The sequence below is a fragment of the Agrobacterium vitis genome (assembly GCF_013426735.1).
Classification (GTDB): domain Bacteria; phylum Pseudomonadota; class Alphaproteobacteria; order Rhizobiales; family Rhizobiaceae; genus Allorhizobium; species Allorhizobium vitis_D.
Window position 1 is genome coordinate 3,712,126 of record NZ_AP023272.1, and the last position, 17,488, is coordinate 3,729,613.

16 protein-coding genes are annotated in these 17,488 nt (G+C 58.1%); 4 read left to right on the forward strand and 12 right to left on the reverse strand.

The features are described 5' to 3' along the window. Window positions 1-79: 79 nt before the first annotated feature. The 5 genes from H1Y61_RS17295 to H1Y61_RS17315 form a co-directional block, all read right to left on the reverse strand. Complete coding sequence (locus tag H1Y61_RS17295; RefSeq protein WP_180574547.1) at window positions 80-1,327, reverse strand: alpha/beta hydrolase; 1,248 nt, start codon at window positions 1,325-1,327, stop codon at window positions 80-82. 221 nt (window positions 1,328-1,548) lie between these two features. Next, window positions 1,549-3,039, reverse strand: a complete 1,491-nt coding sequence (locus H1Y61_RS17300; RefSeq protein WP_180573323.1) for an acetyl-CoA hydrolase/transferase family protein — start codon at window positions 3,037-3,039, stop codon at window positions 1,549-1,551. A 380-nt stretch (window positions 3,040-3,419) separates the two neighbouring features. Beyond that, window positions 3,420-3,905, reverse strand: a complete 486-nt coding sequence (locus H1Y61_RS17305; protein WP_180573324.1) for a hypothetical protein — start codon at window positions 3,903-3,905, stop codon at window positions 3,420-3,422. A gap of 181 nt (window positions 3,906-4,086) precedes the next feature. Further along, entirely contained in the window at window positions 4,087-5,379 is a 1,293-nt protein-coding gene (locus H1Y61_RS17310) for an MFS transporter (protein ID WP_180573325.1), read from the reverse strand. A gap of 142 nt (window positions 5,380-5,521) precedes the next feature. After that, complete coding sequence (locus H1Y61_RS17315; protein WP_180573326.1) at window positions 5,522-6,406, reverse strand: LysR family transcriptional regulator; 885 nt, start codon at window positions 6,404-6,406, stop codon at window positions 5,522-5,524. Between the two features lie 181 nt (window positions 6,407-6,587). On the opposite strand from H1Y61_RS17315, the gene H1Y61_RS17320 reads away from it, so the two are divergent. From H1Y61_RS17320 to H1Y61_RS17335, 4 genes are read left to right on the forward strand one after another with little or no spacing between them, the layout of a single operon-like run. Continuing rightward, complete coding sequence (locus H1Y61_RS17320; RefSeq protein ID WP_180573327.1) at window positions 6,588-7,583, forward strand: TRAP transporter substrate-binding protein; 996 nt, start codon at window positions 6,588-6,590, stop codon at window positions 7,581-7,583. Between the two features lie 55 nt (window positions 7,584-7,638). Next, window positions 7,639-8,112 carry a TRAP transporter small permease gene (locus tag H1Y61_RS17325; protein WP_235680788.1) on the forward strand — a complete coding sequence of 158 codons (474 nt, stop codon included), beginning with the start codon at window positions 7,639-7,641 and terminating at the stop codon, window positions 8,110-8,112. Continuing rightward, complete coding sequence (locus H1Y61_RS17330) at window positions 8,109-9,395, forward strand: TRAP transporter large permease (protein ID WP_174109787.1); 1,287 nt, start codon at window positions 8,109-8,111, stop codon at window positions 9,393-9,395. The genes H1Y61_RS17325 and H1Y61_RS17330 overlap by 4 nt, the downstream gene beginning before the upstream one ends. Then, window positions 9,395-10,630: an aspartate aminotransferase family protein gene (locus H1Y61_RS17335; protein WP_234903235.1), complete on the forward strand. Its 1,236-nt coding sequence runs from the start codon at window positions 9,395-9,397 to the stop codon at window positions 10,628-10,630. Before H1Y61_RS17330 ends, H1Y61_RS17335 begins: the two co-directional genes overlap by 1 nt. Window positions 10,631-10,742: 112 nt before the next feature. Here H1Y61_RS17335 and H1Y61_RS17340 read toward each other — a convergent pair whose 3' ends face one another. The 7 genes from H1Y61_RS17340 to H1Y61_RS17370 all read right to left on the reverse strand — a co-directional run bounded on the left by H1Y61_RS17340 (window position 10,743) and on the right by H1Y61_RS17370 (window position 17,220). Continuing rightward, window positions 10,743-11,057, reverse strand: coding sequence for a plasmid stabilization protein (locus H1Y61_RS17340; RefSeq protein WP_174109786.1), 315 nt, complete (start codon window positions 11,055-11,057; stop codon window positions 10,743-10,745). A 230-nt stretch (window positions 11,058-11,287) separates the two neighbouring features. Beyond that, window positions 11,288-12,775 (reverse strand): HAL/PAL/TAL family ammonia-lyase, encoded by a 1,488-nt coding sequence (locus tag H1Y61_RS17345; protein ID WP_180573329.1) that lies wholly within the window; start codon window positions 12,773-12,775, stop codon window positions 11,288-11,290. A gap of 128 nt (window positions 12,776-12,903) precedes the next feature. Then, on the reverse strand, window positions 12,904-13,809 hold the full coding sequence (hutC, locus tag H1Y61_RS17350) for a histidine utilization repressor (protein WP_235680790.1): 906 nt from the start codon (window positions 13,807-13,809) through the stop codon (window positions 12,904-12,906). After that, entirely contained in the window at window positions 13,809-14,723 is a 915-nt protein-coding gene (locus H1Y61_RS17355) for an ABC transporter substrate-binding protein (RefSeq protein WP_180573330.1), read from the reverse strand. The genes hutC and H1Y61_RS17355 overlap by 1 nt, the downstream gene beginning before the upstream one ends. A gap of 63 nt (window positions 14,724-14,786) precedes the next feature. Then, entirely contained in the window at window positions 14,787-15,464 is a 678-nt protein-coding gene (locus H1Y61_RS17360) for an ABC transporter permease (RefSeq protein WP_180573331.1), read from the reverse strand. Continuing rightward, complete coding sequence (locus tag H1Y61_RS17365; RefSeq protein ID WP_180573332.1) at window positions 15,461-16,111, reverse strand: ABC transporter permease; 651 nt, start codon at window positions 16,109-16,111, stop codon at window positions 15,461-15,463. Before H1Y61_RS17365 ends, H1Y61_RS17360 begins: the two co-directional genes overlap by 4 nt. Continuing rightward, window positions 16,108-17,220 (reverse strand): ABC transporter ATP-binding protein, encoded by a 1,113-nt coding sequence (locus H1Y61_RS17370; protein ID WP_180573333.1) that lies wholly within the window; start codon window positions 17,218-17,220, stop codon window positions 16,108-16,110. The genes H1Y61_RS17365 and H1Y61_RS17370 overlap by 4 nt, the downstream gene beginning before the upstream one ends. Window positions 17,221-17,488: the final 268 nt, after the last annotated feature.

Genomic DNA, 17,488 nt, shown 5'->3' on the forward strand with positions numbered 1-17,488 from the left:
AGGTCCTCAAGCAAAAGGCGATCTACTGCATAATTCCTGAAACCGAAATCGATTCAAGGTGGTAATTATAGAGCAGACATCACCGTGGCACTGTGTCACCGACGGAGGTAACCGTCGAGCCAGCGCTTTCGCCAAGCTTTTTCAGCTGATCACCATAGTTTCGGCGGGTCCGGGGGTCGAAGATCATAATCGGCGCGCTGATTGCGGTGCTGGCAGCCTGGCCGATCGTGTTGGTGGCGCCGATGGTGACGGCACCGAGGGCTTCGCCGACACCGACCTGCGAATCCGTGACCGTCTGTCCGGCAATCAGCCGTCCACCGATCAACCGCACCACTTCAGGGCTTTCCGCGAACTTGCCGTGGTTCAGCCTGTCGCCAGTCTTCAGCTTGGTCAGGTCGAGAACGGTGATACCGGCCTTTTCGAGTACGCTTCGATACGGCTCATTGGCTGGATTAATCTGCCCCAGCCGATCGACATTGCCGGAAATGCGCCGGGAAATACTCAGCGCCCGGTCATCCTGCGAAACGAACAGGGTGAAATGTGGCGGCTTTGGCCCCAGGGCCTGAAACTGCTTGCCGAACACATCGACATCCAGATCCGGAGAGGCAAGAATGACATTGGTAATCTTGGCATTGACGCCGCCATGGCGGATGGCCATTTGCCGCAGCGCTTCAACGGCAAGCCACGACCCCATCGAATGCGCCATGACGGTCACATCTGAAACCTGCGGGTCGCTGGTCATGCGGGTCAGCATCTCTTCCAGGGCATCGCGGGAATAATTGGTGCTTTCCTTATCGTAATTATAGTCGAAAATACTGGCGCGAGACGGCCAGGTAAATACCATTGGCACCACATCCGTGCCTGAATCGTGAACGATCTGGGCAAAGCGATAGACGGAATCCTCGTAGGTATTATTGAACCCGTGCACGAATAGCAGCACGCGGTGCTTGCCCTTTGCATGGGTGTTCAGCCAGGCCCGGCGCTGCTGGTCGGTCTGAATGGGCTGGACGGCAACGGTCGTGAAGTCCTTGCGCGGATCGGGCGGCAGTTTCTTTGGCCATTGAACCTCGCCGATCTTGCGGTTTGCGGCAGGCGGAATCGAAATGGTGACGGCATCGATCAAAAGACCCGTTCCGCGCTCGCCGCTGAACAGGATCGATTTATCTTCGGAGGGGGCGCGGGTCGTCGCAGCCAGGAGATTGACCTCGCTGGCATTGGCAGCCTTAACCGCGCCGACCGGCTTCATCACGCCCACCGCCCGCGACGCGCAGCCCACCAACAGCACGCCGAGCATGATAATAGCGAGCGGCCGGGTGACTGAGCGCATGGAAATGGAGAGGCCACGCCGCCTTGAGCGCCGGGGAAGAGTTGTGATGTTCTGCTTTTCAGGAAGAGACGGGTTTTCAGGAAGACAAGGGGCGGATCGGTCGGCATGCGGCTTGATCATTGTCGGGTCCGGTCTATATCCGTCCCGGGTCAGCATCATGCAGCCCGGCTCTGGTGTCGAAACCGGTTTATCGTCATTAGACGTTTGATACCAGTCAATTTTTATCGGCGCATAGTTCCTGTTTCACGCATCGATTGATGCCAGGAAAACGCCTCTTCTAGAATGTGAGGCGTATGACCTCCACGCACGAGCGCCCTCTGATAATAATCGGCAAGCTGGTCGCGGTAATCGGGATGCACGCAATTGTCGATCACCAGCCGCGCCCTTTCGCGCGGCGCCAGGCCCCGCAGATCGGCAAGCCCCTGTTCAGTGATGAGAATATCGACGTCGTGTTCGGTGTGATCGACATGGCTGACCATCGGAACGACAGAGGAAATCGCCCCCTTCTTGGCAATCGACTTGGTAACGAAAATCGACAGATAGGCATTGCGGGCGAAATCACCGGATCCGCCGATGCCATTCATCATCTGCGTGCCGCCGACATGGGTGGAATTGACATTGCCGTAGAGGTCGAATTCAAGCGCCGTATTAATACAGATCAGCCCCAACCGCCGGATGACTTCCGGATGGTTGCTGATTTCCTGCGGGCGTAGCACGAGGTGATGCTTGTATTCAGCCAGTTTTGGCAGGACCTTCTGATACATCTCCGCCGACAGGGTAATCGACGAGGCGGAGGCAAAACTCATCTTGCCAGCATCGATCAATTCAAAGGTCGAATCCTGCAAGACCTCCGAATACATCTTCAAGTCATGGAACGGTGTATCGATAAAGCCATGCAGGACAGCATTGGCAATGGTGCCGATCCCGGCCTGCAACGGCTGGAGATCGTAGCCCATCCGGCCTTGGCGTACTTCGTTGAGCAAAAGCTCGATCAGGTGACCGGCAATGGCCTTGGTATCGTCGTCCGGCGGCTGAATGGGGGCCGAGCTGTCATGTTTTTCAGAGACGACAATGGCGACAATTTTTTCCGGAGCTATGGAAATATAGGGCAGCCCGACACGGCTTTCCGGCGTCACAACAGGGATCGGCATGCGGGCCGGGCGCCGCGACGGGATATAGATGTCATGCAGGCCTTCAAGCGTGATCGGCTGTGACAGGTTCAGCTCGATGATCACCTTCTTGGCAAGAATGGCAAAACTGGCGGAATTGCCAACCGATGTGGTCGGCACAATGCCACCATGCTCGGTAATGGCCACCGCCTCAATGATGGCAATATCGACCGGCGCGATCTGACCGGTGCGCAATTGCTCCACCGTTTCCGAAAGATGCTGATCGATGAACATCACTTCGCCGGCATTGATCGCCTTGCGCAGCGCCGGATCCGCCTGGAATGGCATACGCCGCGACACGACATGGGCCTCGACAAGCGTCTTGTCGAGATCATTGCCCAGCGACGCGCCGGTCATCAGCGTGATTTTCAAAGGATGTTTGCGAGCCCGCTCCGCCAGCGCCATCGGCACCGCCTTGGCTTCACCGGCGCGGGTAAAGCCGCTCATGCCGATAGTCATGCCGTCTTCTATCATGGCAGCGGCCTCGTCGGCTGTGACCAGCTTGTCCATCAGAGGCCTATAGCGAATACGATCACGCAACATCGGAAATCCATCTCCTCTATCGTCAGGCCTGTCCGGAAGGGATACTTCGGCCCACGCCAACGCTTTTCGCCCGGTCAGGCTTAATCACGTCAATTGTAACATCTTGTGTTGTTTTCATAATTTACCCCCATGGCACCAAACTCACCGGTGAATACTGGAGTAATGTCGGCGCGATAAAACGCGATTGCCGGGTGGTCGGCATTGACATATCTCAAGTGGGGACATTGCGCGCGGCGCGGTGCTTGCGCTATCAAACGTTGCCGTCATGCAAGATTGCGAGCGTCCGGACGGACGGTTAGCGTACAGGTTTAAGACCTGAAAACACTCTTAAGGGACACTTTAACGTTAGGGCGCACGGGCCTTAAGTCGGACCTCTGGGATCAGGCGGTAATCGACGGTGCCGAGGTCGAGATGGTCGATGATGCAGACGAAGTCCCGGCAGCAATGGGCGAGGATATCGCATTGCTTCCACTGGCGGCGAAGCCGCTATCAGGCTGGGCAGGTTTGGCTCCCTGTTGATTTTTCGAGCTGTCGCCGACATCAGGCACCTCAATCTCCGTGGTATCAGCCATGCGATCATACGCATCCTGCGCCTGGGGCAGAGGCACATCCGGGAAGACCCGGCCCGCATCCAGAAGGGCAAACAAGACGAGAGCGGGAGGCCGTACAACGTTCAGAATGACCTTATCCAGAACATTGTCACCATTTCGCGCATCAAGCGCCAGATTATAGGTCTCCCGTTCGGCAAGACTTAAGGTCTCCGGCAAAACGGCTCCTTCCTGCAATGGGCTGGCCTGAAAAGGACTGGCCGTATCTTCTTTTGCCGCACCCGCAGAAGGAACCGAGGTTTTAAGTTGAACAATCATACTTGATCCTCACACTCTATCCGGGAGGAATTTATCATGGCCAGGTATGCATTCAGCTAAATCAATGATTCGATTTTTATCAACCGACCTATTTGAAACGGAGAGCCTCTGGATCTTTTTGTTGCCATTTGTCCTTTCAGGAAAAACAGCCTCTCCTTTTCCCTGACAATGGCTCCTCGTCTCAACGGGCTGCCGAGAGCGCCGAGCGTCCGGTTTTCTCCAGAGTAATCGCCAGGATCGAGGCCAGCAGGCAGAAAGCTCCGGCGATGAAGAAAGCGGGTAAATAGCTCTGCAACTGCGTGCGTGACAGACCGGCGCCATAGGCTGCAGTCGCAGCGCCCAATTGGTGACCGGTAAAGACCCAGCCGAAAACGATCCCTGCTTTTTCACGACCGAAGCGGTCGGCGGCGATCTTCACGGTTGGGGGCACGGTGGCAATCCAGTCCAGGCCGTAGAAGACAGCAAAGATCGACAGCCCGTAGAAGCTGAAATCGCTGAACGGCAGAAAGAGCAGCGACAAACCGCGCAGGCCATAATACCAGAAGAGCAGCCAGCGATTGTCGAAGCGGTCGGAGAGCCAACCGGAGCCGATCGTTCCAAAGAAGTCGAAAATGCCCATCACCGCAAGGACGCTGGCGGCGGCCACCGGAAGAATGCCGAAATCGCCGCACAGCGTGACGAAATGCGTCTGGATCAGGCCGTTTGTGCTAAGTCCGCAGATGAAGAACGTCGCAAAGAGAATCCAGAAGGTGGATGTCTTTGAAACCTCCCTGAGCACGGAAACGGGTGTTGCCAGCATTGTCAGCAGGCCACCGGCTTGCTGAGGTGGCCGCATCACCTGTTCCTCGCCGAAAGAGGGAAGGTTGAGATCGGAGGGACGGTCACGCATAACGGCCAGCACGATGAGCGCAGCCAGCAGGATCATGCCGCAGACGAAAAACACTGTCATTCGCCAGCCGTAGCTTTCCGTCAATTGCGCCATCAGCGGCAGGAAAACCAGTTGACCGGTGGCCGAGCTTGCCGAGAGCATGCCGACGACGAGGCCGCGATGCCTGGTAAACCAGCGAGCCGAAACGGTGGCGGCGAGCACCATGGCTGTCAGGCCTGTACCGAGGCCGACGACCACGCCCCAAAGCACCAGAAGCTGCCAGATCTTCGTCATGAACAATGATCCAATGAAGCCGCTGGAAATCAGGATCATTGCGAAGACGATGACTTTCCGGACGCCGAAATAATTCATGAAGGCCGCCGAGAACGGCCCCATCAGGCCAAACAGCACCAGCCGCACGGCAAGCGCCGAGGAAATCTGCGAGGTTTCCCAGCCAAACTCATCCTGAAGTGGCTTGATGAGCACGCCTGGGGCGCCCATGGCACCTGCCGTGACCAGCATGGTGAGGAAGGTTGCCGCAACGACGATCCAGCCATAGTGGATGTTGCGCCGTGCCAGCATGGAGGCAAGTGCATTGGAGATCATGAGACTGTTCCAAGTGGACATCGGCTTTTTGTCCGATGCGAAAGTAAAAACGACCGCAGTGTGCATCTTATAAAAAGCACAAAAGAGAGCGGTGCACTTTAATTTTCTGCGTAATTCCTCATCTCGATCCAGACTTAAGGAATTATGCAGTAACACCGTCCTCGGGCGGGTTGGAAAGGGAATGCTGGAATTCTGCACGCAGGAACGTCGCCAATTGCCTGACCGGCAGGCGCGGTTGTTGGGGCAGAACCATTGCCAGCCGCAGGATCGGCAGTTCCGGCAGGCCATCATCCATCCCCAGCTTGCGCCAGTTCGCAGGCACTGCCGTCTCCGGCAGGACCGTCAACAGGTCTCCTGAGTGAACCGCCAGTTGAATTCCAGCGATGTCCGATGACGAATAGACAATCCGCCAACGGCGATCCGCACGATCAAGCGCTGCCAGAACCTGTGGCCGGGACCGGCAGCCATCCGGAAAAAGCGCCAGTTGAACGGTACTGCTTTGTTCCGGGTAACGGTTTGGCGCCGCGCACCAAACCTGCCGTTCCAGGCGGATCAGCTCTCCTTTAGGCTCCGCCTGGCTTTGCGTGATGATGGCAATATCCAGCTCCCGGCTTTCAACCATGCCTTCCAGATGGTGAGAGAAATCATATTGCAGGTCCAGATTGACCTTGGGATGCTGTGGTGCAAAACGCTGCATCAGCGCCGTGCCAAACAGTGTCAGGTAGTCATCGGGCATGCCGAGCCGAACGCGGCTTTCATTGCGGCCTTCAAGCAGCGTGGCCAAGGCTTCATCCTCGATTGCCCGTATGCGCCGCGCGTAGCCGAGCAATCTTTCCCCGATCGGCGTCAATGTGACCCGGCGATGCCCGCGATCGAACAATCGCAGATCAAGACGCTCCTCCCATTTGCCGATCGCCATGCTGACCGCAGCCTGCGTGCGTCCCAGTCGTTCTGCCGCCGCCGTGAAACTGCCCGTCTCGGCAACAGCTACAAAGCTTGCCAGTGCGTCGCTATCGAGATTGCGCATTCTGCTCCGCCATTGACCAATCGACCGTCGAAACGCTTCCTATCTCCCAAGGTGCAACCGTTTCAGAAAACGGCTGCTATCAGCGGCGCTTATGCATCAATAATAAAATTGTCATTTTCAGCCGCGCAATGACAATTATTCTCATGCTGCGTCAACACAAGAAGAACGTAAAGGGGAATTCATGTTCACTCTCAACAAAAGCAGCCGGCTGCCGGCAATCATGCTCGGCACCGTACTTGGTCTTTCCAGCCTTTGGTCCAGCACCGCCCATGCAGAAACAACATTGCGGCTGGCGCATGCTTCGGCGCCTGAAAGCCTGATCAATGAAGCAGTTCAAAAATTCGCGACAGAAGTTGGGGAGAATACCAAGGGTTCGGTCAAGGTTCAGATCTTCCCGAATGCGCAGCTTGGCGACGAAGGGCCAATCGCTGACGGCGTCGGTGCGGGGTCGATCGACATCGGCCTTGGCGGTGCGGTCGATGCCATCGATCCGCGCCTCAACGTGCTGTCGCTGCCGTTCCTGTTCAAGGACGCATCAAATGTTCACGCATTTCTTGATGGCGAACAAGGCCAGAAGATCCAACGCCTCGGCGAGGAGCGCGGCTATGTGATGCTCGGCGTGCTCGACTCCGGCTTTCGCCAGTTTGCGACCAATAAACCTATCGAAAAGCCTGCGGATCTGGCTGGCGTAAAAATTCGCACGCCTCCCAATCCCGTCATTCTCGCCACCATGAAACAGCTTGGCGCCTTGGCGGAATCCATTCCTTTCGGTCAGGTCTATACCGCGCTGCAATCGCATGTCGTTGCTGCCGTAGAGCCTGAAATGCGCGATTACTGGGACTCCAAATGGTATGAAGTTGCCAAGGACCTGTCGATCTCCAATTACATCTGGACCGCCAACTGGTGGTACATGAACAAGGACAAGCTGGATTCGCTGACACCTGACGAACAGGCCGCCGTGAAGAAGGCCGCGACAGACACCGTCGTCTGGTATCGTAGCGCCTTGGACAAGGCCTATGCCGACACCCAGAAGAAGCTCGAGGGCAAGGGTGTGAAGGTGACGAAAGTCGATACCGCACCGTTTGCCGCTCTGGTCTCGCCGGTCTACGAGCAGTTCTCGAAAGAATGGGGCAGTGATCTCGTGTCGGCAGTGAAACAAGCCGCCAGCGCGAACTGAGGCTTCATCTATGGATCATTTTTCAGAAAACCCCTCACCCGGCGGGTGGGGGTGGTTGAAGCGCATCTTCGAGTTTGCGGGTGTGCTGGCCTTCATCATCATGTTCGGATCAACCCTGCTTGGCGTGATTGCCCGCTATTTCGGTTTGGGCGGTTTCGAATGGTCCTTCGAAGTCGCAGGGATCGCCTTCATCTGGATCACCTTCATCGGATTGATCAATGCCGAAGTGCGTGGTGAAAACGTGGCTTTCGAAGCCTTCAAGCACAGCGCCCCGCCCCGTCTGCGGGCGGTATTCGATGCTATCGCCAATCTGGCGCTGCTGACCATGGGACTGGCTTTCGTCATCAGCGGCTGGGCGGTCTGGCAGCGCTCGTGGAAGGTGCCGACATCCGTCTTGCGTATGCCGACCGGCGTGATCACCGCAACCATCCTCATTCTCGGCGTCGCAGCCGTCTGCATCGCGCTTTACCGCCTTTCCCACAGGGTTCGTCCTCTGCCCGGAAAGCCACAGGAAGGATCACTGCGATGACCGTTGCCGTCCTTATCCTCAGCTTCTCCTTTCTGCTGCTGATCGGTGTGCCGATTGCCTGGTGCATGGGCGTGGCCAGTCTGCTGACAATCTATGTGGGCCATCTCGGCCTGCCATTCGCCTGGTTTGCACAGCAGACGATCCGTGGTGCCGATGCCATTACCCTGGCAGCCATTCCTCTGTTTCTTTTCGCCGGAGAATTGATGAATCGTGGCGGACTGACCGCCCGGATCATGCGGGTCGCGGAACATATCTTCGGTCGCATTACCGGCGGCCTTGGCCTCGTCAATGTTGCAACGGCCCTGGTCTATGGTGGCATCAGCGGTTCGGCGACCGCCGATACCGGCGCTGTCGGATCGATCATGATCCCGGCGATGGCAGAGCGTGGCTATCCGAAAGCCTTTGCCGCCGCCGTCACAGCCGCCTCGGGAACCCTCGGCATTATCGGTCCACAGAGCGTCATTCTGATCCTCTATGGCGTGCTGACCAACACCTCCATCGGCGGCTTGCTGGTGGCAGCCCTGCTGCCCGGTCTGTTCATCGCAGTGACATTCATGGTCACATCGTACATCGTTGCCAAACGGCATAATTTTCCGCGCAACGAAACGCCTGCCCAATGGGGTGAGATCGGCAGGGATGCACTTGGCGCCCTTCCCGCCCTGCTGATGCCGGTGCTGGTGCTGGGCTCGATCATCGGCGGTATCGCCACGGCCACGGAAGCGTCGGCGCTCGCCGTCGTCTATTCCTTCCTGGTTGGAATCTTCGTCTACCGTGAGCTTCCTCTGCGGTCGCTCTATTCGGCGGCATCCGCTGCCGTGGCAACAACAGGCGTGATCATGATGATCATGGCGCTCGCCACACCTTTCGGCTGGATATTGACGGTCGAACAGGTGCCGGCCAATGCCGCCGCCTGGATTACCGGGCTGCATACGACACCGCTCGTCACCATCATCCTGGTGCTGGTGTTGCTGAAAGTCGTCGGTTTCTGGCTCGATCTTGGGCCAGCGCTGATAATTCTGGCGCCGATACTGGTTCCTATCGCCCTGGCAGCGGGCATGACGCCTTATCAGACCGGTATTGTCTTCACTATGACGCTCGGCATCGGCCTGTTTACCCCGCCGATCGGCACGAACATCTTTGTCGTCTGCAATGTCGCGAAAATCGACATGTGGTCGGTCTCGAAATGGCTGGTTCCCTATTGGATTGCCAGCGTGGTCTGTGTTGCGGCGCTTGTCGCTTTCCCCATCCTGACCGAATGGCTTCCAAGCCTGTTTGGAGTTTAATGATGCAACATCTGGTTTGCGGTATATCCAGCGGCGGACGTGAAGTTCCCGATCTGGACGGGAAGAGATTTCTCGTCGCCAATGCACAGGGGCCGTATGTCTGGGACGCAGACGGGCGGCGATATGTCGATACGGCCCTTGGTTTTGGAGCGACTTTCCTCGGACATACCGATCCCGTCGTCACCGAAGCCATCCGCGAGGCCTTGAGCAAAGGCTCGATGCCAGCCTATGCCCACGCCCTTGAAGAGGAAGCGGCAGCAGCCCTTGCTGCCCATAGCCAGGATCTGACTAAGGTTATCTTTCTCAACTCGGGCAGCGAGGCCGTGCATCTGGCGTGCCGGACGGCGCGTGCGCTGACCGGTCGGCAAAAAATCGTCAAGATGGCGGCGGGTTATGACGGCTGGTTTGACGAGGTGGCTTTCGGCAATGCCGGAGCGCCGGAAGCGAGCATGGCGACAAATGACCGGCCATCGAACGGCAATACCTTACTGCTTCGCTTCAACGACCGGCAGGATGTCGAATTGCTGTTTCAGGAATGCGATGATATCGCCGCCATCGTCCTCGAGCCGATGATGGCCAATGCAGGATGTATTCTCGCCGACCCAGGATATCTGCAACACGTCGCCTCGATTGCCCACCAGCATGGCGCGCTGGTGATCATGGACGAAGTGCTGATGGGCTTTCGGCTGCATGGAGGCCTGGCAAGCCATCTGATGGGTATCCGTCCGGATCTTGCCACGGTTGGCAAGGCAATTGGCAATGGCGTTGCCGTTGCAGCTTTGCTGGGCACACCAGAGGTCATGGCAGCCTTCGAGGACCGCCGCGTCAACCGCGCTGGCACCTATAATGGCAACCCGGTCGCCTGCGCAGCGGTGAAGGCGGCGATGAGCGTCATCGATACCGTCGATTATGGCGCACTCGAAAAAGCGGGAACCGACCTGCAGACGCATGCGATCCATGTCTTCAGCAAAGCAGGCATCGACATCTGTGCGAGCGGCTATGGCACTGTCTTCACACTGTGGCGTGGCAAAAAACCGCCCTCGACCTACCAGGAAGCGGCACAGCTGGCTGACAAGGATTTTACTGCCAGACTTCATACAGAGCTGCGGCGCAACGGCGTGATGTCGATGTATAACCAGTTTGGTCGGTATTATCTTTCCGCCCGGCATGAGGAGGAAGCACTTGGTCTCTGGGCCGAGGCTTTTGAAAAAGCCGCCATATCGGTCGCAGCCTGACGGGCTCTGTTGCAGGACTCCTTAAATCAGACTTGATTCAAGGATAAGTTATACAACCCATATAAATGGGTACAGCGCCGTTCGTCTCATGAAACGCACGGCGCTGTAACGGTCAATGATGGGCATGCTGCTCATTATGTTTACGGGTCGCTGCGGCCTTCTTTGCGGAGGCAGATCGTTGTTCCTTGCTTCTTGCAGCAGAAGCCTTGCCGCCCTTGCGTCCACCTTTTTCCGACGAGGCGTGGTTCTCCGGATGGCCCCGACCTGAACCTGATTTGTTGCCGCCACCGCTTTCTTTGTTCACCGTCGCCCAAGCTCGGCTTTGTGCTTCCTTTTCGGGTACGCCACGATTTTCGTAACTTTCTTCGATATGTTCGGCCTTACGTTTTTGCTTGTCAGTATAAGCAGATTTGTCACCACGGGGCATGAAACATCTCCTTTTGCTGATTTGAAAAAATAACTGCGCTGGAGGTCGTAAAGTTCCGAAATGATGTCAACATGAGCGCAAACAGCCAAAATCCCCGTCGAAGCGAATGGAGCGGACTGGTCGCGAACCCAGGCGGGCCGAGTGGCAACAGACGAAGGATGGTTATGTCTTTCAAACACCCTGCCGATTTCAAGCACACGACAAATCCGGCAATGCAAAAGCCATTTGCCTCAAGGCGGTAGAGCCTGCTCTCTCAAGAGGGCGCGAACCTTCTCAATATCGCCGGACAGTGGCCGGTCGTCTGAATAGGGCGGGAGGTGCTCGCGAACCATGCTGTAGAGCGTATTGGTTCCCTCTGCTCGCTGCCCGGCACCTGCGAGGAAATCATGGGCCTGCGCGCCCGCCATCCATTCAATCGCCAGAATATACTCGGCATTGTCGAGGACCGCGAGCAGCTTGTTGGCGGCCGCCGTCGGGTGGGCCAGGAAATCCTCCTGCAGGCCGGAGGTTAAACCGCCATCGGTAGAAGCCGGGGCCGCAAGGCGGCGATTGTCGCCGACAAGAGCCGCCGCCGTATATTGAGCGATCATCAGGCCGGAATGACTTCCGGCGTCGGTGGCGAGGAAGGGCGGCAAGCCACTCACCAGCGGATTGACGAGCCGGTCGATCCGGCGCTCACTCATAGCTGCGATCTGCGCAATGGCAATCGCCAGACTATCAGCGGCCTGACCCAGCGCCGGGGCGACAGCATGGGCCTGCGATGAAACGACGGGTTGTTCTGGCGTGCCAAGGATCGCCGGATTATCCGTGGCAGAGGCAAGTTCACCATCAACGATCACCGCGCAAGCATCGAAGACATCACGCGCGGCACCGTGGGCATGTGGCACGGCCCGCAAGCTTAGGGCATCCTGGGTCCGCCTGCCGAGCGCGGCAGCAATCAGTCCGCTGCCCTGGAGCCTGGCCCGAAGCGTTGCCCCGACAGCCGCGATACCCTTTGAAGGACGCAGGGCGAGAACGGCGTCATCGAAGGCATCCATCTGGCACCCAGCCGCTTCAAGCGTCAGCGCCGCGATAGCATCTGCCCAATCGAGCAGGTGCGCGGCGCGAGCCAGTGCCACACTCGACAGACCGGTTGCACATGCCGTGCCGTTGACGAGGCTCAGCCCTTCCTTTGCGCCTAGCACCAGCCGTTGAAGACCGATCTGAGCCAAAGCATCCCGCCCGCTGAGAGGACGGCCACCGACCCGCGCTTGCCCCTCACCGATCAGCACAAGCCCGGTATGGGCGTTGTGAGTCAGATAACCGGCAGACCCCCGCGATGGCACATCGGGAATGCAATCCCGCTCTAAAAACGTCAACAGATGCGAGACGATATCGCGCCGGACACCGGAATGGCCGTGGGCGAAATTGGCGATCTGAGCCGCCATGATAGCCCGCACCTCACGCGCATCCAGCAACGGACCGATGCCACAGGCATGGCTGAGGATAATCCCGCGTGACAGCCGGCCCTGCGTTGCGCGATCGACAACCGTATCCGAGAGGGCGCCGATACCGGTCGTGATGCCATAGGCGCGGACACCGCTTTCCACGATACGCTCCAGGATCTGGCTTCCCCGATCGATGCGTCGATAGGCATTGTCGGAGAGGGAAAGCGCCTCCCCCTCGCCGACACGCGCAACAGCGCGCCAATCCAGCCCGTCATCAAGAACAACGCTCATGAAATTCTCCTGAAGGAGATGGGCCGTGATGCAACGATGGACAAAGGCGTTTCTCCATTCTTGGAACTAGCCGGCCTTGAAACCAAGATGCCTTGAAATCAGTCAGAGCGCGGCATTTGGGCAGGGCCTCACGTGCTGCTGTAAAGACGATAGCGGCTGCCGGGATAGAGCAAGCGGACAGAAGAAACGATGCCCTCAACCGACCATGTACGGCGGCGCACAAGCAGGCATGGTTCGGACTTCTGGATCGCCAAAAGTTTGCACTCCCAGGCCTGAGCATTGACCGATTCGATATGCTGCTCCGCCTTGACGATCGGCGCGACCTCCGTCAGGTACCCATTTGGCGTGACGGCATTGAAATCCTGATACAGATAATCAGGCGCGCAGCCGGGATTGACGAAACGATCCTCGATCTGCATCGGAAGTCCATCTTCGGCATGCATGATAATCGAATGCGCCACCGGGTCTGCGGGTGATACGCCCAGAGCTTCGGCAAGTTCCTCGCCACAGGCTTCCATCTGAAGCAGGATTACCCTTGCGCTATGAATGCCACCGTTGCGACGGATCTCATCAGCAATGTTGGGCACGCTCTGAAACTGCGAAGTTCGTTTCCTGGTCGCCACAAAGGAACCTTTGCCGCGCAGACGCACCACAAGCCCTTCGTCCGCCAGTTCCCGCAGGGCGCGATTGGCCGTCATCCGGCTCACCCCGAGAATGTCGACCAACTCGTTTTCCGATGGAACGCGCTGGCCGATCTTCCACTCACCGGTTTCGACACGGCTGCGAACATAGTCTTTCAATTTGACATAAAGCGGCGTGGCGGAGAGCAACGTGGCAGGAGGGTGGCCCTCCTGCCCGATCTCCGCATCTTTCTGGACCAGAGGCATCACGTTCCCGGAAAAATTCTGTGTCACGATCCATAACCATGAAGTCGTCGATAGGCATACGTATCTGGATATCAGGCGCCCGGTCGCTGGTAGGCCCCGGGCGTTGGCAGGCGAACAGCGGATGCAGCTCGCCTGCCAACCCCACATCAGTTCAGCTTGTGTTGCGCAAGCCAGTCGCCGGCGACCACATCGAAACTGTCATGATTGCCCAGACGGCCGTTCATAACAACGAGATCCTTTGTGGTCAGGGCGGCTGATACTGCATCGAGCGTCTTTGCCACGGTCTCACTGACTTTCGCAGTGGCGATCACAGGAACCACATTCTGGGCAGGAAAGAGGTTCTTGACATCTTCCAGCATGACCAGATCGTTCGTCGCGATGGCAGGATCGGTCGAAAACAGGTTTGCGGCCTGTATCTGACCATTGACGAGTGCCGACAACGTCAGCGGGCCACCGACATCAAGCGCCTTCAACGACTTGAACTCCAGCCCATAGACCTCCTTCAGGCCGATAATGCCTTCCTTGCGCGTCTTCCATTCCGGTGGACCGCCAAGCACGAATTCGGAAGCAACCGGGGCGAGATCGGCAATCGTCTTCAGTTTGTATTTCTCGGCCGTCGCGCGTGTCACCGCAACGCCGTCCGAATCCTGCGCCGCTGACGGTGTCAGCATCGACACGCCCTTCGGCAGGGCCGCCTTGAGGGCCGCCGCCACATCGTCTGGCGTATGGGCTGTGGCTTTCTTGTCGAGATAGCTCAATGCCGCACCCGCATATTCCGGCAGGAGATCGATTGATCCGTCGAGCAAGGCCGGCATATAGACCTCGCGGCTTCCGATGTTCAATTTTGTCTCAACCTTAATCCCCTTGGCGGCCAGGGCCTTGGCGTAGAGTGTCGCCAGAAGCTGGCTCTCGGGGAAATCGGCAGAACCGATGATAATCGTCTTGGTATCGGTTCTCTCAGTAGGGGCAGCCGCCAGCGGATCGCCTGCGGCAAACGCTGAGGCGGCTGAAAGGGTCATGAGCGCGAAAGCGCTGACGGCAGTGATGATCCTGAATGCCATGCGAGCTTCTCCTGTGTTGCTTACCGAGACATAGGGTGAAAAGTCGTTATTGCATCGTCAGCGCTACCGTTTCAGGCGGCGCGTCAGTCCGGGCGAGACGGTGAACCTTGAGAGGAGGCCGATCAAAAGATCGACCGTCAGCGCAAGCGCACCGACAAGAACGGCGCCTGCGGCCATCTGGTAATAGTCATGCTGGGCCCGGCCATCGATAATAAGACGTCCCAAGCCGCCAAGGGAGACATAAGCGGCAATCGTTGCGGTTGAGATGATCTGAAGCGTTGCACTGCGCAGGCCGGAAAAAATCAGCGGCAGCGCGCAAGGCAGCTCGACATCAAACAGGATATCAAGCGGGCGCTTACCCATGCCGCGCGCCGCATCGACCGCCGCCGGGTCCACCGCCGCGATACCGGCATAGCTGCCGGTCATGATCGGCGGTACAGCCAGAAGCACCAGTACGATGAGGCTCGGCACGATAAACGCCATGTCGGACGAGAAGACCGGGCCGAACAGGATCACCAGGAGAACAATAAGGCCAAGGCTCGGAAGGGATCGCAACGCATTGGCGAGACCGGCGATGAACACCACGCCGCGCCCGGTATGCCCCACATAAAGCCCGACGGGCAAGCCGATCAGGCAGGCCAGCAAAAGTGCGGCGCCGCTATAGGCCAGATGCTGGATGACCAGCGCGATGACGCCACCGTCTCCGGTCCAATGGGCGGGATCTGAAAACCAGTCGATCATCGCGGCCCCCTCCCCGGCTGCCATGGCGTCAAGCGATGCGCGATGAACAGCACAAGCCCATCCAGAAGCGCTGCCAAAAGAACGCAAAGCACGATGCCCGCGATAATCGGGGTCAGGAATTGCAGCTGGAGGCCTTGCGTAAAGAGAAGGCCCAGCTGTGGCGTGCCGACCAGAGCGGCGACGGAAACGATGCTGACATTCGACACCACGGCAACCCGCAATCCGGCCGCGATGACAGGAACGGCGAGCGGCAATTCCACCGTCAGAAGGCGTGCTGCGCGACGGTAGCCCATGGCATTAGCGGCCTGAAGGACATCAGGAGAAATTGAATCCAGGCCGTCGCTGACCGTACGCACCAGAAGTGCCAAGGCATACACCGTCAACGCAACGACGACATTCAGGGGATCGAGGATCCGCGTGCCAAGCACGAGCGGCAACAGAACGAACAGCGCCAGCGACGGAATTGTATAGAGAAGTCCGGCGGCACCCAGCAGAGTGGAGCGAAACACACCGGCACGCTGGGCAAACCAGCCGAGCGGCAGAGCCAGAAGCAGGCCGATCAAAACCGGGAGGACGGAAAGCGAGAGATGCCAGATGAACAGCTCGGCGATCCGCCCGGACTCATTATAGAGCCAATCGAACCTCATGGCTGCATTCCAAACTGGCCGGCACGCGCGCCCTCAATGGCCGCAACCACATTCGACAGCGTGACCGTACCGACGAGTTCGCCCGATGCACCCACAACAACGCCGCGGCCTGAAGGCGAACTGAGCGCAGCATCGAGCAAATGGCGAAGACTGCTGCCTTCGGGTGCCAGCGTCCCGCTGAGATTGAGATCACCCTCGCGCAAAGGCTGTTGAAGCCCCTGCGCATCGGCCCAGCCGATGGGTCGGTTCGCGGCATCGGTCACAAGAACCCAACGGTCCGGGGCAGCATGGCGAAGGGCTTCCGGCGTCGCACCAAGTGTGGCCGTCGGTTCAACCCCAAGAGGGACCGCGCTGCCGAATTCGGCGAAACTCAAGAAGCGGTAGCCTCGGTCTCGACCAATGAAGTCTGCCACGAAGGCATCCGCCGGTCGCGCCAGAAGTTCCTGCGGTGTTGCGATCTGCGCAAGCGTCCCCCCGGAGCGCAGCACCGCCACTTGATCCCCGAGCTTCAGGGCCTCGTCGATGTCATGGGTGACCATGATAATCGTTTTGCCGATGTCACGCTGAAGACGGAGAAACTCATCCTGCAACTGGCCGCGCACGACCGGATCGACGGCGCTGAACGGTTCGTCCATCAGCATGAACTTGGGATTGGAGGCCAGCGCCCGAGCCACGCCGACACGCTGCTGCTGTCCGCCCGAAAGCTGCCAAGGATAGCGATCGGCAAAAGCGCTGGTCAAGCCAACGCGCTCCAACAGCTCATGTGCAGTCCGAAGCGCCTGCTGTTTCGGCGCACCGTTCAGACGCGCCGTGGTCGCGATGTTCTGTACAACGGTGCGATGGGGGAAGAGACCGGCATGCTGGATGACATAACCAATTCGGCGCCGCAACAAAGCAACATCCATCCGACCGGTTTGTTCGCCATCCAGCAGAATAGATCCGGACGACGGCGTAATCAGCCTGTTGATCATCCGCAAAGACGTTGTCTTGCCGCAGCCGGAAGGGCCAACCAGAATGGTCAGCTTGCCGGTGGGAGCCACCAGCGAAAGATTGTTAACGGCAGTTGTTGCGTCGCCGTAATGCTTGCTGACGTGATCGAATGTTATCATGCAATCCCCTGCGGTCAGTGGCTGCGCATTCACATCTGACGTAAGCAGTCAGTGACGAAGTTGTCTATACAATCATGGGGAAATCACTTTCGCAAGATGGCTAAAATATATTATTAGGACACCTTTACTGTAGAAATTACTGACATAGATCAGAGGACCTGAGTTCCAATCTCCTCCACCCGGCAATCTTTTTTTAAGCGTAGCGTAGACCAGCACGCCTGGAGTCATGAGGCCGACGCACCAGGTTCGATGCGGACACTGCCGAGGT

Bases quoted from the DNA above. Each gene is read 5' to 3' on its own strand.
- H1Y61_RS17295 (WP_180574547.1), bottom strand. From the start codon at position 1,327: ATGCGCTCAGTCACCCGGCCGCTCGCTATTATCATGCTCGGCGTGCTG.
- H1Y61_RS17300 (WP_180573323.1), bottom strand. From the start codon at position 3,039: ATGTTGCGTGATCGTATTCGCTATAGGCCTCTGATGGACAAGCTGGTC.
- H1Y61_RS17305 (WP_180573324.1), bottom strand. From the start codon at position 3,905: ATGATTGTTCAACTTAAAACCTCGGTTCCTTCTGCGGGTGCGGCAAAA.
- H1Y61_RS17310 (WP_180573325.1), bottom strand. From the start codon at position 5,379: ATGATCTCCAATGCACTTGCCTCCATGCTGGCACGGCGCAACATCCAC.
- H1Y61_RS17315 (WP_180573326.1), bottom strand. From the start codon at position 6,406: ATGCGCAATCTCGATAGCGACGCACTGGCAAGCTTTGTAGCTGTTGCC.
- H1Y61_RS17320 (WP_180573327.1), top strand. From the start codon at position 6,588: ATGTTCACTCTCAACAAAAGCAGCCGGCTGCCGGCAATCATGCTCGGC.
- H1Y61_RS17330 (WP_174109787.1), top strand. From the start codon at position 8,109: ATGACCGTTGCCGTCCTTATCCTCAGCTTCTCCTTTCTGCTGCTGATC.
- H1Y61_RS17335 (WP_234903235.1), top strand. From the start codon at position 9,395: ATGATGCAACATCTGGTTTGCGGTATATCCAGCGGCGGACGTGAAGTT.
- H1Y61_RS17340 (WP_174109786.1), bottom strand. From the start codon at position 11,057: ATGCCCCGTGGTGACAAATCTGCTTATACTGACAAGCAAAAACGTAAG.
- H1Y61_RS17345 (WP_180573329.1), bottom strand. From the start codon at position 12,775: ATGAGCGTTGTTCTTGATGACGGGCTGGATTGGCGCGCTGTTGCGCGT.
- hutC (WP_235680790.1), bottom strand. From the start codon at position 13,809: ATGTGGGGTTGGCAGGCGAGCTGCATCCGCTGTTCGCCTGCCAACGCC.
- H1Y61_RS17355 (WP_180573330.1), bottom strand. From the start codon at position 14,723: ATGGCATTCAGGATCATCACTGCCGTCAGCGCTTTCGCGCTCATGACC.
- H1Y61_RS17360 (WP_180573331.1), bottom strand. From the start codon at position 15,464: ATGATCGACTGGTTTTCAGATCCCGCCCATTGGACCGGAGACGGTGGC.
- H1Y61_RS17365 (WP_180573332.1), bottom strand. From the start codon at position 16,111: ATGAGGTTCGATTGGCTCTATAATGAGTCCGGGCGGATCGCCGAGCTG.
- H1Y61_RS17370 (WP_180573333.1), bottom strand. From the start codon at position 17,220: ATGATAACATTCGATCACGTCAGCAAGCATTACGGCGACGCAACAACT.